The sequence below is a fragment of the Rufibacter latericius genome (genome assembly GCF_003721515.1).
GTDB lineage: Bacteria > Bacteroidota > Bacteroidia > Cytophagales > Hymenobacteraceae > Nibribacter > Nibribacter latericius.
In genome coordinates this window covers 373,522-386,862 of record NZ_RJJD01000023.1, presented here as the reverse complement: position 1 = coordinate 386,862, position 13,341 = coordinate 373,522, and the positions used below count along the sequence as shown (strand labels likewise).

Below are 13,341 nucleotides of genomic sequence, written 5' to 3'. Positions count from 1 at the left end.
ATGCAGTACCTACCTAAACTTGTCCTTCTAGGCAGGCAGGATCAACAAGTAAGTCTCCTGGCCGCTGCAAAGCCAAGTACGTTGGCAAACATTTAGAAAATGAACGCAGTTGATTTACTTATATACAGCGCATTTGCCTATTCATTTATAGTTGGAGCCATTTCCTTCTCCCTGCAAAGCGAGTTGGGGAATCCTCTATTCTTCAAGAGGTGCTTGATTGCCTCAGCCATTTCCTTTACGCTAGGTGTTGTATTAGAATTGACAAACGCTTTTAACCTAGAAAGAGGAACGGCAATCATAATTATGTCAATATCTATTATATACCTCGGTTACTACTATTTATTAAGAATGCTTTTCATAGCTTGGAAAGGAACCGAACCATATATAACCTCAAGCACAAGTTCAATTGACGGAAAGCCTTTAAACGGGTACTGGACAAAGTATCCCAAAAATAGAAAAGTTATGTGGGAAGATTATCTTTTCAGCTTTGCTCAGGGACTGATCCCTATATTTACAATATTAGCATTGCTATTCTTTTAGTTCATTTAATAAATAAAAACGTGTGCCAACAACGCATATAATCTATGGCGAGTGAAATGTCGAGTTTGATTTTTCACCTCTTAACCAAGGCAGTTTTGAGTGGATATGAGTATGCTGTAAAAACCACCACAAATTATATGCTAGTACGTTGGGCTAAATTTATAAAATGAAAAGATTTGACGATACTGGGGAGAGTTACTATGATTTCTTAAACAAAAGAATAGTCTATTGTCCTAGCTGCTCTTGTCCAGTCGATTTAGTCAAAAATAGAATAGCTTGCTTGAAATGTGGATTCAATAAAGCATTCAGTAGAATATTATTAGAAGGTGACTTGAAGTTGTTTTTAGAAGTAGAATGCTGTGGGCATTTGTTGTGGGCGGTGAATATTGACCATTTGAACTTCTTGGAATCTTATGTGGAATCTTCTTTAAGAGAGAGAATCCCAAATATCAACCAAAGCATGGCAAGCAGACTACCTAACTGGATAAAAGATGCAAAGAATCGGATCCCAATCCATAAATGTATCAAAAAGCTGAGAGAAGAGTTGATTCGGAGCAATTACATTCCCAATAATCAAGAGAATAATTTAGCCTAACCACACCTATACGGCAGCTAGGCCACCGCATAGCCCAGCACGTTGTACCAAATGTTAAATATGAAAAAGCTTCTTATCATTTTGCTTCTGCTCCTAACCCCCTTATTAAACTTTGGACAAAAAATCGCAGGCAAAAAACTTAGCGAAGAAATAATTTGTTTACAGGTTAGAGCGGCAATACGGCACCTAATGCAAAATGATAACCTTAAAAGCTTTGAATTTAAGTCCGAAAATCGAATTTTAGACGGATGGGGCTTTAATGGCCCAATTGCTAACATATATACAGCAAAGAAGCTAAACGTAAAGCTTGAAGACCTGTGGAGCCAAGACAAAGACAAGATTGGTGAAATTTTCAAATCTTTTGAAGACAAGCCTGCTAAGCCTAGTTCCAAATTGAATTGTTTGCCTAAGTCCCGCCACCCAAACACAATTATTTCCAAATTTGGTAATAATAACATTCTACTCCATGTGACTTACAGCAGGCTTGGAGATGAAGGAGCGTCAGGAGTGATTTATCTATTCTTTTTTGATGAATCAAACAATGTAGAATCGTTTCATGAAACTTCTTGGATAAGCTAAAAGAAACACATGGTACAACACTGTATAAACGCCAGCATCGGCCGACGGCCTCTCGTTAAATATTTAACAAGCAAGTACGCCCCTCCACATGTTCCATTAAAGAGAAACTTTACATTATATCTTTTTACGACCACAGAAAATTACAGGTTTGATTTAGTTTTAATATTACAAAGTCCTTCTCTCAAATATGACAAAGTTAAAAGCTTCTGATTTTAAATATCCTTCAAAAGAAGAGAAAATAGAAGCCAACAAAAACTATCCTAAAATTCAAAGGTTTGGTTTCCCTAATGAAGCTATTTCTGGAAACCTGTTGATTCACCTAGAAGAATATAATAACTTTTAATTAAAAGTAACAAATATTAATTTACATTATTGGGATGTATGCTTAGGAAATAAACTTTTTAATTTAAACAATGCATTTGTCAATCTTATAACCCATCATAATAAAGGCATACCAGATAATATTGGTGAAATTTTAAATAACCAATGGGTCAACTTTATTCAATTTAACTTCTATATTGAATCGTTCTACAGTCTTTTCTTTTCAATAAAAGATGTTATACTCCAAATACTTAATGTGTTTTACAGCTTAGAATTAAAAGAAAAGAGGGATGGTAATAAAAAAATCAAAGAAGTTTCTTTTAACGCTATTCTTCAGCATGACAAGATTAAGAAAAATACAAATTTAATCGAAATCCTTACTAATTTTCAAACTGAAACACGAATCGCTTCAAACTACCGAAACAATATTACTCATTCCTATCCTGACAACTTTCCGAATCATAGGATACAAGTTTACAAAGACGAAAGTGGGAATAAAAAGTATGGATTCCATTCCGGTGAATACACAAAAGCAAGTATTTTTATAAAAAACACATATGATTCTTTGCAGTCTCTCTACAGCTACATAAATAATTTAAAAGTTGAATTTAGTGTAGCTACAAAAGGTTAGTTAAATCTTCTACGGATTTTTCGCTAAAGGCATTCATTTAAAACAACGTCCTTCCACGCGCTCCTTTTTATGTAGCTGTATTGAGTAAAGGATAAAATGGTTTAACAACCACTAGTTTAATAAAATAATTTAAATTTAAACTCACTTTATTTCCAGCTATGAGAAAATGCCTACTGCTCCTGCTTTTTTGTGTCACCTTTTTATCCTGTAAGAAAGACAAAGACGCAGAACCTAGTGAGTTGATAACCGGATTCAGGCTCATTGATGCATCGGGAAACATGATTGGAGATGTGGGAACTCCAAACGAAAAGAACTTTGCAGACGCAAGTATCAACATAAGTGTCTTCCCAAACCCTCTTGCCCAATACATCTTTGTGTACATGCAAGCCACCAAGCCCACTAGGATTTCAATTTGGCTCACCCATGCTATACTTTCCACTGCCCTAAGTAACTCACCTTATTATGTTGCTTCTTCTGAAACTCCGGGAAAAGTCGCTATGGAGGTTACCAAAGACTCCGAGGTGCAGGGTAGTTCACCTTTTCAGTTGGACATGTCTGGTTTACCAGCAGGACCTTACCGGATTTATTTCAAAGTGGGTGAAGAGGTTAGTTGGAAGAATGTGATTATCAAACGGTAAGAACTGATTGGATACATTGATAACCTAGGTCGTTAAATAATTTAACAAACAAGTTCGCCCTCCCATACGCTCATTTTAAATGGCAAAATGGAAGGGCGTTTTATTTTTAAATAATTTTATGCCTGTTTAGTTTGCTAAGCTTTACTCTTATCCAACCTATGCAATTCAATAAAAACCCCTTTGCCTAGTTAAAAGCAAAGGGGTGATAGAAGGTTTTAAAATTATTTTATTCTCTTTTTCTGAGTGCTTGCATTATTTCACTGCGCTTGTAGTAAACGCCACGAGCATCCTTAAAATCGTAACTGTTGAAATTTCCACACTTTACTAAGTTGTTTAATTTAGGCATTGAAATTGAAAGCATTTCACAAACTTCCTCTGGCTTTAAAATCTCCTCATCTGCACTTAATTTTGCAATGACTTTAGAAAAGCAAGAATAAATCATTTACTCAAATCCCTCATTTAATTCTTGTGTCAAAATTTGACCTAGTTGACTACCCAACTGCACATTTGTTTTCATTTTTAATTAATTTATTAGCTTATATAAAGGTTAATAAACAAAAGATTAATGTTGTAATTATTTCCATTCTTTTGATTTATTGTGCAAAGGTAAAACCTCTGTTTACAAGTGAAAGAAGGTTATTTCGACTTTTTTTAAATTATTTTTTCCTGCTATTTTAAGGCTACTTTTAAGTGCGCTTTTCAGCAGATAGCCGCCTTCCATGCATTGTCAAATTGCTCTTTTACGAAGTTCTTTGAAATTCCCAAGTATTTAAGGAACACAGCCATGCTTCTATGGCCGGTGATTTTCATTATTGCCTGGGGCGGCATACCTAACTCATAAGAGATGGTCACAAATGTCCTTCGTGCAGTGTGGCTTGTAACCAATCCCCACTTGAGGCCAGAAACGTCTACCAATTCCTTTCCACTGTATTTCTTCCTTACCACAAATCATTGAAACCAGCCAACTGGCAGACTTCTTTGATGTATTTGTTGTACTTCACATCACTTATCCTGTCAAAAACCAAAGGTGAGTTTGATTTCCTTTTCTGCCTTCTCATTATTACCAGCGCCTCTTTCATTAGGGGAACGTCCACTGGCTCTGGGTTCCTTCCCTTTACTTGGTAAAGGTGCCATACTTCATTTCCGTACTTGTCTATCAATAGGTCGTTCCACGTGATTTTATTTAAATCGGAAACCCTTTGGCCCGTTAGGCATTGGAAACAAACCTATCCCTGATTTTCTTTAACCTTGGATTGTTACTTAATTCAAGACTCAATAATTTCTTGAGTTCGGGAAGGGTGAGGGCCAAGGGAACAGAGACATTATTTGGAATGGATAGATACCCAAATTCTTGGTTATTGTGGTACCTGTACCTTGGTGCCCAATTCATGAATGTCTTGAGGGTGGTGAAGTTCTTGGCAATGGTATCATTAAAATTACCCTTCACCTTGGAAAGGTAATCAATGAATTTGTACTCAAAAACGTCATTTATGCTTCCAAAATCTACCTTATACCCTGTCTTCTTCTCAAACTCAATAAGGTAATTGTGAAGGGTGTTGAACTTCTGGAAAGTGGCATACTCTACTGCCTGTTTTTTATAGTCCATAAACTCTTTGAACCTATAGTGGAAATCAGGGGCCCTTTCAACGGTGGCGTTGGTTGGCTTTTTCCTAATCACGCTTACCACGCCCTCTGGAGTCGGGTCTTCTCCCTTGGTGGCACAGGCATCATAATAGGATATTACCGAAGATTCCTTTTCGCTTAATATGCCCTTTAGCTTTGTGTATTCCGCGTAACTCTTCTATGGCAAACCTGTTTTAAAATCCCAATTTGCTGGGGCAATAGAAAGGCTTGCGGACTTTCGTGTTCTAGGGCTTGTGTTGACGTTTATCCAAATTTGGGATGGCTTCACCGCCTTTTTATCCTTGGATTCTTTTAAATAAAAAGATACTTTTACTCTGTGCATTACAATGTTCTATAAAATATTTCTACAAAGTTAGATTGCGTGTTTACAAGTGCGGGCATGTTTTCGCACCTTTCTTCAAGCGGCATTCTGAAAAGAACAATAGGTGACCAAAAGGTGACTAAAATCCTTTAATCATTTTGGTTTCCTTTAAACTACTTCGTGAATTTTATGGGAAAGAACCCTTCCTAAAACTGTTTGAGTTAAAGTAATTGAAGGTAAGTAAAGTAATAATAGCCCTGGCGCGGCCACTTGAACCCCTCAAAACGGTGTTTTTGAGGTTTTTTTTTATGGGGTACAAAAAAAAGGTACAGCTCTATTTAGAATTTAGGCCCCGGATTGCTCCACAAGATCATTGAGCAGAACCATCTGATCCTGGATGTCTCCCACATTGGCATGCACCTAAAGGCGGGTTGGCCAGGTAATTACCTGCTGATTCAAAACCGAAAACTGAGAATTCAATTGGCGGAGCAGTTCCACTGTTTCAACCTGCACAGGTTCTGGCAAAGTCAAATGCGCTATTCCACCTCCCACTGCAAAAGCTTTTGCTCCCTTAACCCGCTCTGATTCCAGCCTTCCCACGGTATTGGCATACTTAGGTGAAGTGATCATCCAGTTAGGTATCACAAATTTAGCGCCCCGCTCTCCGATAAGGCCAAACTGCGCATCATTCACCCAGCCACCATCAGCAAAGGTTCCCAGTCTTCCTCCAGTCTGACCAGAAGCCATCTGCCACATGCCGTTCACCTCTTCCATCTTCACCCGGGCGGATTTACCAGAACCACCGGTGGATTCACCTCCCTCAAACTTCAGAACCTTTGCCAAGGAAACCCCGGCTCTCACGTAAGACAATGCATTGTAAAGTTTCGGCTGGGCGGCACCAGCGGCACCGGCTGTCACGGCATTCAATGGGTTGGCCGCAGCAGCCAGGGCATTGGCGGCAAGTTCCCGCTCCAGGTTCATCCGGATCTTCACCACGGTGATCATGCGCTGGATTTCCTTAAAGAGCTTATAGGCCTCAGTTTCTTCTTTCAGCAAACCAAGGATCCCATCCACTGCCTCCCGGCCGATCTGGACACGATTCTACTGCATCATGCTCTCATTCTCTATCCGAAGTTTGTTCAGGTTCTTTAGCTTTTCGTTTTCTCCAGCTTTACCTGCTCATCCCGGATTTTCTTGTCAGCTTCCGTCTCTCCCTGACCAGCCATCAACAGGTCATTGAGTTTTTGGTCAGCATTACCTGGTGCAGCGCCAGCATGGAATCGTTCCGGATCAGCTGGAACTCGGCGGCCCACATGGCCTGCTCATCTAGGGAGAGCTGGTCTTCCATGAACTTGGCCTAGATCAGCTTTTATTTCAAAGCCTCCTCATCACGCGCCGCCACCTTGGCTGCCATTTCAGCTAAGCGTAATTTCTCATCAGGCAATTTCTTCTTCTCGGCCAAGTTATCCACATGCGCCTGCTTTTCCTCCTCAGTAGAGTCGGCATTGGCTAAGAACTCCTGCTTGAGTTTATCAATTCCCTTCTGCTCCTGCTGGTGCTGCAGGCGAAGCTGGGCAATCACCTTGTCTATGCCGCCCCTCATGATGGTCACCTTGAGTTTGGTCAGTTTCAGCTAAGCTTCTTTCAAGGACTTGATATGCTCCTCACGGGCTTTCAAGTACTCCTGACGTTCTTTTTCCGGAGCTTCTGGGCTTCCTCGGTTGCTTTCTCCGCGGCCTTTTTAGCATCGGCGGCAGCTTTCTTGGCGGCTTTCTCCTTCTCGGCGCGGGTGGCCTCAGAGATCCTGAAAGCCTCGGCCATGGCATCGGCTTCAGCCTTATCAGCTTCCTGCTTCTTGAGTTTATCGGCATCGGCCTTCGGCTGCCGGTCATTCCGGGTGTACCCCTCCCATAAAGCAGTGGCGCTTTTCTTGCCTGTTTTCCCGAACTCCTCGGCCACACCTTTCAGATCACCCTCCAGCAGTTTCCCGAAAACATCCCCTATCCCGCTGCCAAACGTCTTGATTGCCTCCCAGGAACCCAGGATCTCGTTGCGGGTCCGCTTTACGTAATCAATGATAGAGGTTAGTACCACTAGGCCGACCGTCTTGATGTTGGCCCACACCACATCCAAGGCAGCCCCGGTACCGGCGAAGGTTTTTCCTAGCGCTGCCTCGGCGGCAGCCAGGTCTTTGTTATCCTCCAGCTACTCCAATTGGAGAGACGTGAGGGAGCCGGTTTTATCGATCATGGAATCCAACTCCCCGCACAGTTCTTTTAGGCTTTTGAGGTACTCAATACCGGCATCACCACAAGCTTACCAAACACGTCAGCGATCATCGTCTTCAGTTTGTCGGCAGGGAGGTTCGTTTTGGTCATCTCGGCACTCACCATGCGCAGCGCCTTCACGGTGCTGGTCTTCCCGGAGTTGATGCAGTCCGTGAGTTTATCGGTGAAACCCTGCCCGAAGGCGGCTTCCAAGGCCTACATGGTGGGCTTGTTCTGCTCGCGGATCCGGAGGCCGAACTCTTTCACGCCGTCCTGATAGGTGCCCTTGCTCTCGAGCCATTATTTGATGTCCCCACTTTCCATGGGGCAAAGGTGCGGCCAGCAGTTGCCGCCGGAAAGGACGCAAAAAAAGCCCATGCCATGGAAAGGAGCTTTAATTTGGAAACAAAACAAGTAAACTTTTACTCGTCTTACAGCGAAATTACGCCATTTAGGCCATACATCGCTTTTTTATTCTTAGCCTTCAGGAACTAACTCAGCCTTCTACTCCACGATGGCTCCCTCGTAGAAGAACAGGGAGTTTGTATAGTATTCGGCGGTGAAAGTCCAGCCTCTACGGCCACCGGAAAGCTTGCCTGAGCCGAAAGCCGGCAGGATCTCGCAACCCAACCCAACCCTTGGGTACCCAACTGAAGCTTGGTACCATCGGCCAAAGGCACAATCATGATGCAGCTCTTGTTCTTCACCGGTCTGGCGAAGACAGTGGCCTCTTTCCTGGTGTCTGGGTGAAAGAAGGTGATGGTGCCTTTGAACCCGCGGCCATCACGCTCACCCACCGACTCCCGGTTGAACTCAGAAGAGTCCAGCGTGGCGTACACGTTGGTGAAGCCTTTGCCGGCCTCAAACTCATGGAACCATCAATCACCACCTCGTCCGTATGGCCGTTGGTGGTTTTGGCGCCTTTCAGTACCTTGAACTCAGACTCAGGGGTGACGTAAAGGTCGCTTCTGATACCTGAGGTGTTATCGGTGCCGTCTGGCTCCTGCAAATCCAGTAAATCTGCCATTATTTATTTCTCCCTTCAGACTAAACTATTTAACAATCGGCACCAGGATGCCTGAGCCTAGGGTGATCAGGGCGCCAGCAGCTCCTTATATTCCATTAACTCACAGCCGTCACCACCGCATCCTTTTCAGGGTGCTGGAACTTGGCAGAGGTTAACTGGTACTGAACACCGTCCACATTGATAACCGGAAGCACCTCATCTTTGCTGGCCTCCGCGTCATCCAACGCCTGCAGTTGCTCATCGATGATTGAGTCCTTCACAACCAGTGCCTGCTCTTTCTCCGCAATAGTAGCGTCTTTAGCCGGAAGCTGCTCTTTCAAAAGAGCGATCTCCTGTTCCGGAGTAGGTTTAGTTTCTGTAGTAGCCACTTTATGGGTCTCCTTAACTTACTTTTTAGAGATTGTTTTGGGCCTGTTTTTTAGAAAACAGGCCCAAAACTTTAATTATCAATTTGGCTTATACCAAGTCCTAGCTGTTGGTGAACACCAACTCAGGCGCTATGGTCAGTGAGGAATTTCACTTTCCGATCAACGCTCTCGATCTCCATGGCATTCTTGTTCTGGGTGCGTTTGCCCAGGTGAATCCCGTTGCCTTGCGTGGTAGCCCATAACTTATTGGATCCGATCATGGACGGAAGCCCAACGATGGAAACAATGGAGAAATAGACGAAACCGTTACTGCCTTTGTAGTCAGTGTCTTTCCCGTACTTGGCCCGGTACTCACGCTGGATTCTGCTCACTAGAGAAGGCTGCATGGCCAGGTTCATCAGGATATGCTGGTAGCGCAGGCTGATCTTGTCCACCAAATCCTCCACCTGATCCACCCAAACGGTGTTGGTGGCACTTGGAGCACCAGTAACAATTGGCGTGATCCGGCCAGCGGTCACGTTGTCGTTGATGGCTTTGCGGATCCCGTTGATAGCGGTACCAGCGGCACCTGCTACACCGGCACCAAGTGCAACATAAACGCCTTTGTACACCTCGTTCAGCTCATAATCTTCAAATGCTTGGGGCAACAGCATCACTTCGATGAACCAACTGATGAAAGGCCACTCCTACAGTCTATGCCTTCTCCGGTCAAAAAGCCAAACCAAGAAGACTCCAGGTCATCCGGATATTCTTCCTTATCCACTTTCAATTTGAACATCTGAATCTCCGGAGGCTTGAACTCAAGCCTGTTCAATGGGGTCCAGGCTTTCTGAAACAGCTGTAGGACGCGACCAATGGTGGCCTGGGCGGCACGCCACACGGTTTCATCAGTCAGGATCGGAGTAAGGATAGAATCCGTGGCCGACTTGTAGTTGAGCAACTTAAACAAGCGGCTCAGGTTCTGCCCGTTATTCAGGTAATAAGCCCCGAACTCGGTTTTGATATCAGCGATATTCATCGTGTTTTATAAAAAATTAGTTGAACAACGGGTTATTGTCCAGAGCTTTGTTATGCTCCAGAGCGGCCATGGCAGCGGCATTTTCATCGGTTCCTTCAGTCAGCTCAGTGCCTTCTTTGGTCACGGAAGTGGAAGAGGCAGCCGGTTTCTTGCCCAGCTTCTCATTCTTGGCTTTCAGGGTGGCGATCTGATCCTGGGCAGCGGTCAGCTCCCCCGTGAGTTTTGCTTCGTTTTGCACGGAAGCGGTGAAGGCAGCGTGCTGCTCCACGGTGATCAGGGCAGCGCCCTCAATGCCGGCAGCCTCCAGCTCATCGTTGGCGGCTTCTACCATTTCCGCAGTCAGGTCATCGCCTTTCTTGCCCACCAGGGCAGACACGGCAGCGAAAGCCAGTGCCGCCGGAACGGTTTTTTTGGAGAAAATTCCCATTTGAGTATTTGAATTAGATTGGTTTGCGGTTTCGGATTCGCCCGTCTCCTGCCTGGAGAGTTCGGCGGCACGCTGCACGGCGTGCTCGAAGGTGCCCAGCTCATCGGCTAAGCCCACTTCCACGATGGCCTCTCCGATGTAGACCTTGCCGGTCAGCACGTTCTCGGCCTTCAGGTCCAGTTTCCCTTCGCGTTTCGCTTTCACAGAAGAGGTGAAAGCCGCGTTCAGCGGGTCCAGCTGCTGCTCCTGCATGGGCTTGTAGTTGCCTTTCAGCGCCTGCAGGTAAGTTTCGTTTTTGTCTTTGGAGTCAGTGGCCCGGATGGTGTGGGACTTGATGCCGAACTTCTCGTAGTAGGCGCTGTAGTCGGTGATGGTGTTCATGGTGCCGATGCTGCCCACCATGGCCGTCTTGCCGGCCGCGATGATCAGGTCTGCCTCGGAGCCGGCCCAGTACCCAGCGGAGCACATCATCTGGGCGAAAGAGACCACCGGTTTAGACAGCGAGCCGATGATGCCGCCGAAGCGCTCGGTGCCGGCCACGGTGCCGCCCGGAGTATTCCAGTCGATCACGTGGGCCACGATGTTCTCGCTGTCATCTGCCTCCCGCATCCAACTGCCCAGGGTGGCGGTGCCAGGTGAGCCGCAGTAGTCCTCGGTCATCATCGGGCCTTCCACCCGGTGGATGGCGACGGAGCCGGCCGGCGCCTGGTCATAGCTGGTGAAGGTTGACATCATGATCCGCTCTGCGACAGCTGAAGCAGCGGCACCGGCTCCTATACCCACCACGCACACCGTGATGCCACGGGGCTTCTCTTCCTGCTTTTCTTCTGTTTGCTGCGTGGCACCAGGTGCGATCATCTGAGGACTTGGGGCAGGTAGGACTCGCCGGCATGCGGCTCAATGGCCCAGGCATCGCGGAGTACGGCAGATAAGACTTTGTTGAATCGCATGGAAAACCTTTGTTTGAAAACTTCAATAAGAGGTCACAAAGGTTGCGGGAGGGTTTGCCTCCGGAAAGGACACAAAAAAGCCTCTGGGATCAGGGGCTTTCCTTGAAAGGGAATGGGGTCAGTTGATTTGAAATGCGTACTGCTCCACCATATTCACCTCAACGGTGCGGTTCACCCCCTCGCCCGGATGCGAGAGGTTCACCGTCTTGGGGATGTGGTACTCGGCCTTCACCTGGATGGACATCTCAGAGGGGGCGATCACGGCGATGTTGAGCGGGTTGGAGGTACTCCCCGGCGATCTCACCGCCCACGATCAGGATGATGGTGGAGGGGATCAGCTGCCCCTGCTCCCTCCGCACCGAGATGAACAGGTTCTCGATGGTGGAGATGGAGAAGCCCGCGAACTTGGTGGTGACGATTGCCGGGTCGGGCAGCACCCGGAGCCCGGTCAGTTTCTTTACTACCATAGCTTACCCCCTCACAAAATAGCCCGAGGCATAGAGCCCGATCTTGATTTCCCCTTTCTTGGCCTGCACCTTCTGCTCGGCGGTGAAGCTGAAACCCGCCTCACCGTTGGAGTTGCTCACGTTGCCGTTGGCGTCCCGGTTCACGGTGGGGATCAGACCCCAGCGGAAGCGGGCCCAGGGTTTGGCCGCCAGGTTCTCGCTGGCGAAGCCCCAGCGCATGAGGAAGCTCAGGGCGTTGGGGTTGCTGGGAGAAAGGGAGGTGTCGGGCACGTTGGAGATGAAGTCGGTGATGCCCAGCAGCTCTATGCGTCCCACGTAGCGCACGATGTCGAACTCAAAGGGTACCACCAGTTCCTCGTAACCCACCGTACCGGTGGAGGTGGCGTTGGGATTGATGATCTCCAGTTCCCCGGCAGCCGAGAAGCGCACGTTCGGGTGGTTAATCACTGCCTGGGCCAAGGCCTCGTCCTGCTTAGTGAAGGACCTAAGCCAGCATCACCGATCCGATGTTGACGCCGCTCTCGCCGGAGCCAAGCAACGAACTGTCGGGGGAGACGGTGAAATCGTAAGCCACCCGTTCCTGAACCTCGGGTCTTTGTTAAAGGAGTGCACGTTGAAGGCCATAAAGGTGCTGCCCGCTTGCTGCTCTGCAAGGGTGCGCTACACCCCCGTCCAGGTAGAACTTGCCCTGCATTCAGTTGTAGTCGGTCTGCTCATAGGAGTTGTTGGCCGTGCCGCCGTGGAATTTGGAGACGTTGTAGAACTTGCTGTCGCCGTCGGTGACGCAGTTCTTGGCATAGGACTTAGTGTTGAGCGTGGAGGCTATGAAGCGGCAGCCGACAGCGTTGTTGCTCCTTGCATAAGAATTCCGGGCGAACTCAATCGTGCAGCCCATGAAGGTGCTGTTGAACAGGACAAACCCGTAGACGAAGGTGTGCCGAATGTCAGAGTCGAACACCAGGCAACCGTCAAAGGTGACCGTACGGGACAGGTTAGCCGCGTTGTTGGAAAGGTAGGCGTCGTTGGAGATGATGAAAACCTTGAAGGTCCGATTAGCGGCCGAGTTCGCATCGAAAAGGGGCAGGGTGCCTGTTCCTTGGAGCACCATGAACCCGTCCGCCGCCACTATCGTCGCCGGGGGAAGGGCAAGGGAGGCGGGGGTGTACGTGCCGGTACTCACCACGATGGTGTGGCCGGTGGAGGACCCGATAGCAGCAACTGCCCCCTCTATGGTCCGCTTTGGAAGGTCCGGGGTGCCTGCGTTGGCATCGCTGCCGGACTCAGAGACGAAGTAATGGCTGGCCAGGGCCGCGCCGGTGGAAGTGTTGATGCCTTTTATGAAGTTATGTGCCATCTTCTGAGATCGTTAGGGTATCGGTTTCTATGTTCCCGGTGACGATGTATTCCCCCACCTGGATGGCGCGGGCTTTCATGTTTAGTCTGTTCACCGGCTCGTACCCCTTCACCAGCTCGCATGCCAGCACGAGGGCGGCGGCTTCGGGTTGCCCGGAGAGGGGCTGGGCCTCGTCGGCCCAAATCCCAGTTTCAATTTCTAATCTCATGTTGTC

General features: G+C 47.2%; 25 protein-coding genes. 6 read left to right on the top strand and 19 right to left on the bottom strand.

Annotated features, from left to right (window positions below):
• Nucleotides 1–99: 99 nt before the first annotated feature.
• From EFB08_RS23285 to EFB08_RS23265, 6 genes are all read left to right on the top strand, one after another.
• Nucleotides 100–540 carry a hypothetical protein gene (locus EFB08_RS23285; protein WP_123129383.1) on the top strand — a complete coding sequence of 147 codons (441 nt, stop codon included), beginning with the start codon at nt 100–102 and terminating at the stop codon, nt 538–540.
• Nucleotides 541–706: 166 nt separating this feature from the next.
• The gene (locus tag EFB08_RS23280) at nt 707–1,135 is read left to right on the top strand and encodes a hypothetical protein (protein ID WP_125077846.1); all 429 of its coding nucleotides are present in this window, start codon (nt 707–709) and stop codon (nt 1,133–1,135) included.
• 60 nt (nt 1,136–1,195) lie between these two features.
• Nucleotides 1,196–1,714 carry a hypothetical protein gene (locus tag EFB08_RS23275; protein ID WP_123129381.1) on the top strand — a complete coding sequence of 173 codons (519 nt, stop codon included), beginning with the start codon at nt 1,196–1,198 and terminating at the stop codon, nt 1,712–1,714.
• Nucleotides 1,715–1,901: 187 nt separating this feature from the next.
• Complete coding sequence (locus tag EFB08_RS23680; protein WP_165865009.1) at nt 1,902–2,057, top strand: hypothetical protein; 156 nt, start codon at nt 1,902–1,904, stop codon at nt 2,055–2,057.
• A gap of 15 nt (nt 2,058–2,072) precedes the next feature.
• Nucleotides 2,073–2,666 carry a Cthe_2314 family HEPN domain-containing protein gene (locus EFB08_RS23675; protein WP_165865013.1) on the top strand — a complete coding sequence of 198 codons (594 nt, stop codon included), beginning with the start codon at nt 2,073–2,075 and terminating at the stop codon, nt 2,664–2,666.
• Nucleotides 2,667–2,824: 158 nt separating this feature from the next.
• Entirely contained in the window at nt 2,825–3,304 is a 480-nt protein-coding gene (locus EFB08_RS23265; RefSeq protein WP_123129379.1) for a hypothetical protein, read from the top strand.
• A gap of 226 nt (nt 3,305–3,530) precedes the next feature.
• On the opposite strand, the gene EFB08_RS24065 is transcribed toward EFB08_RS23265, so the two are convergent.
• The 19 genes from EFB08_RS24065 to EFB08_RS23180 form a co-directional block, all read right to left on the bottom strand.
• A complete protein-coding gene (locus EFB08_RS24065) occupies nt 3,531–3,746 on the bottom strand; it encodes a helix-turn-helix transcriptional regulator (protein ID WP_123129378.1) in 216 nt (71 codons plus the stop codon).
• Between the two features lie 496 nt (nt 3,747–4,242).
• Nucleotides 4,243–4,464: a site-specific integrase gene (locus EFB08_RS23670; protein ID WP_123129376.1), complete on the bottom strand. Its 222-nt coding sequence runs from the start codon at nt 4,462–4,464 to the stop codon at nt 4,243–4,245.
• 47 nt (nt 4,465–4,511) lie between these two features.
• Nucleotides 4,512–4,991: a phage integrase SAM-like domain-containing protein gene (locus tag EFB08_RS23245; protein WP_123129375.1), complete on the bottom strand. Its 480-nt coding sequence runs from the start codon at nt 4,989–4,991 to the stop codon at nt 4,512–4,514.
• A gap of 678 nt (nt 4,992–5,669) precedes the next feature.
• On the bottom strand, nt 5,670–6,323 hold the full coding sequence (locus EFB08_RS23240; RefSeq protein WP_123129374.1) for a hypothetical protein: 654 nt from the start codon (nt 6,321–6,323) through the stop codon (nt 5,670–5,672).
• Nucleotides 6,324–6,474: 151 nt separating this feature from the next.
• Nucleotides 6,475–6,597 carry a hypothetical protein gene (locus tag EFB08_RS23940; RefSeq protein WP_262707497.1) on the bottom strand — a complete coding sequence of 41 codons (123 nt, stop codon included), beginning with the start codon at nt 6,595–6,597 and terminating at the stop codon, nt 6,475–6,477.
• 21 nt (nt 6,598–6,618) lie between these two features.
• Nucleotides 6,619–6,861 (bottom strand): hypothetical protein, encoded by a 243-nt coding sequence (locus EFB08_RS23235; RefSeq protein WP_125077845.1) that lies wholly within the window; start codon nt 6,859–6,861, stop codon nt 6,619–6,621.
• A 62-nt stretch (nt 6,862–6,923) separates the two neighbouring features.
• Nucleotides 6,924–7,343 carry a hypothetical protein gene (locus EFB08_RS23230; protein ID WP_125077844.1) on the bottom strand — a complete coding sequence of 140 codons (420 nt, stop codon included), beginning with the start codon at nt 7,341–7,343 and terminating at the stop codon, nt 6,924–6,926.
• 182 nt (nt 7,344–7,525) lie between these two features.
• Nucleotides 7,526–7,729, bottom strand: coding sequence for a hypothetical protein (locus EFB08_RS23225; RefSeq protein ID WP_123129371.1), 204 nt, complete (start codon nt 7,727–7,729; stop codon nt 7,526–7,528).
• A 291-nt stretch (nt 7,730–8,020) separates the two neighbouring features.
• Nucleotides 8,021–8,146, bottom strand: a complete 126-nt coding sequence (locus tag EFB08_RS23935) for a hypothetical protein (RefSeq protein WP_262707496.1) — start codon at nt 8,144–8,146, stop codon at nt 8,021–8,023.
• A 73-nt stretch (nt 8,147–8,219) separates the two neighbouring features.
• The gene (locus EFB08_RS23395) at nt 8,220–8,543 is read right to left on the bottom strand and encodes a hypothetical protein (RefSeq protein WP_125077843.1); all 324 of its coding nucleotides are present in this window, start codon (nt 8,541–8,543) and stop codon (nt 8,220–8,222) included.
• Between the two features lie 95 nt (nt 8,544–8,638).
• On the bottom strand, nt 8,639–8,911 hold the full coding sequence (locus EFB08_RS23215; RefSeq protein WP_123129369.1) for a hypothetical protein: 273 nt from the start codon (nt 8,909–8,911) through the stop codon (nt 8,639–8,641).
• A 122-nt stretch (nt 8,912–9,033) separates the two neighbouring features.
• Nucleotides 9,034–9,558 carry a hypothetical protein gene (locus tag EFB08_RS23210; protein ID WP_125077842.1) on the bottom strand — a complete coding sequence of 175 codons (525 nt, stop codon included), beginning with the start codon at nt 9,556–9,558 and terminating at the stop codon, nt 9,034–9,036.
• A 5-nt stretch (nt 9,559–9,563) separates the two neighbouring features.
• Nucleotides 9,564–9,929, bottom strand: a complete 366-nt coding sequence (locus tag EFB08_RS23205; protein ID WP_123129367.1) for a hypothetical protein — start codon at nt 9,927–9,929, stop codon at nt 9,564–9,566.
• Nucleotides 9,930–9,945: 16 nt separating this feature from the next.
• Nucleotides 9,946–11,214, bottom strand: a complete 1,269-nt coding sequence (locus EFB08_RS23200; RefSeq protein ID WP_123129366.1) for a S49 family peptidase — start codon at nt 11,212–11,214, stop codon at nt 9,946–9,948.
• A gap of 210 nt (nt 11,215–11,424) precedes the next feature.
• Nucleotides 11,425–11,568, bottom strand: a complete 144-nt coding sequence (locus tag EFB08_RS23665; RefSeq protein ID WP_165865008.1) for a hypothetical protein — start codon at nt 11,566–11,568, stop codon at nt 11,425–11,427.
• A complete protein-coding gene (locus EFB08_RS23195; protein ID WP_123129365.1) occupies nt 11,552–11,773 on the bottom strand; it encodes a hypothetical protein in 222 nt (73 codons plus the stop codon). Before EFB08_RS23195 ends, EFB08_RS23665 begins: the two co-directional genes overlap by 17 nt.
• A 3-nt stretch (nt 11,774–11,776) precedes the next feature.
• On the bottom strand, nt 11,777–12,232 hold the full coding sequence (locus EFB08_RS23190) for a hypothetical protein (protein ID WP_123129364.1): 456 nt from the start codon (nt 12,230–12,232) through the stop codon (nt 11,777–11,779).
• A gap of 235 nt (nt 12,233–12,467) precedes the next feature.
• On the bottom strand, nt 12,468–13,127 hold the full coding sequence (locus EFB08_RS23185) for a hypothetical protein (protein ID WP_123129363.1): 660 nt from the start codon (nt 13,125–13,127) through the stop codon (nt 12,468–12,470).
• The gene (locus EFB08_RS23180; RefSeq protein WP_123129362.1) at nt 13,117–13,335 is read right to left on the bottom strand and encodes a hypothetical protein; all 219 of its coding nucleotides are present in this window, start codon (nt 13,333–13,335) and stop codon (nt 13,117–13,119) included. Before EFB08_RS23180 ends, EFB08_RS23185 begins: the two co-directional genes overlap by 11 nt.
• Nucleotides 13,336–13,341: the final 6 nt, after the last annotated feature.

Excerpts from the sequence above, each read along its gene's own strand:
- EFB08_RS23285 (WP_123129383.1), top strand. The coding sequence starts at position 100 with ATGAACGCAGTTGATTTACTTATATACAGCGCATTTGCCTATTCATTT.
- EFB08_RS23280 (WP_125077846.1), top strand. The coding sequence starts at position 707 with ATGAAAAGATTTGACGATACTGGGGAGAGTTACTATGATTTCTTAAAC.
- EFB08_RS23275 (WP_123129381.1), top strand. The coding sequence starts at position 1,196 with ATGAAAAAGCTTCTTATCATTTTGCTTCTGCTCCTAACCCCCTTATTA.
- EFB08_RS23680 (WP_165865009.1), top strand. The coding sequence starts at position 1,902 with ATGACAAAGTTAAAAGCTTCTGATTTTAAATATCCTTCAAAAGAAGAG.
- EFB08_RS23265 (WP_123129379.1), top strand. The coding sequence starts at position 2,825 with ATGAGAAAATGCCTACTGCTCCTGCTTTTTTGTGTCACCTTTTTATCC.
- EFB08_RS24065 (WP_123129378.1), bottom strand. The coding sequence starts at position 3,746 with ATGATTTATTCTTGCTTTTCTAAAGTCATTGCAAAATTAAGTGCAGAT.
- EFB08_RS23940 (WP_262707497.1), bottom strand. The coding sequence starts at position 6,597 with ATGGAAGACCAGCTCTCCCTAGATGAGCAGGCCATGTGGGCCGCCGAG.
- EFB08_RS23395 (WP_125077843.1), bottom strand. The coding sequence starts at position 8,543 with ATGGCAGATTTACTGGATTTGCAGGAGCCAGACGGCACCGATAACACC.
- EFB08_RS23205 (WP_123129367.1), bottom strand. The coding sequence starts at position 9,929 with ATGAATATCGCTGATATCAAAACCGAGTTCGGGGCTTATTACCTGAAT.
- EFB08_RS23200 (WP_123129366.1), bottom strand. The coding sequence starts at position 11,214 with ATGATCGCACCTGGTGCCACGCAGCAAACAGAAGAAAAGCAGGAAGAG.
- EFB08_RS23195 (WP_123129365.1), bottom strand. The coding sequence starts at position 11,773 with ATGGTAGTAAAGAAACTGACCGGGCTCCGGGTGCTGCCCGACCCGGCA.
- EFB08_RS23185 (WP_123129363.1), bottom strand. The coding sequence starts at position 13,127 with ATGGCACATAACTTCATAAAAGGCATCAACACTTCCACCGGCGCGGCC.
- EFB08_RS23180 (WP_123129362.1), bottom strand. The coding sequence starts at position 13,335 with ATGAGATTAGAAATTGAAACTGGGATTTGGGCCGACGAGGCCCAGCCC.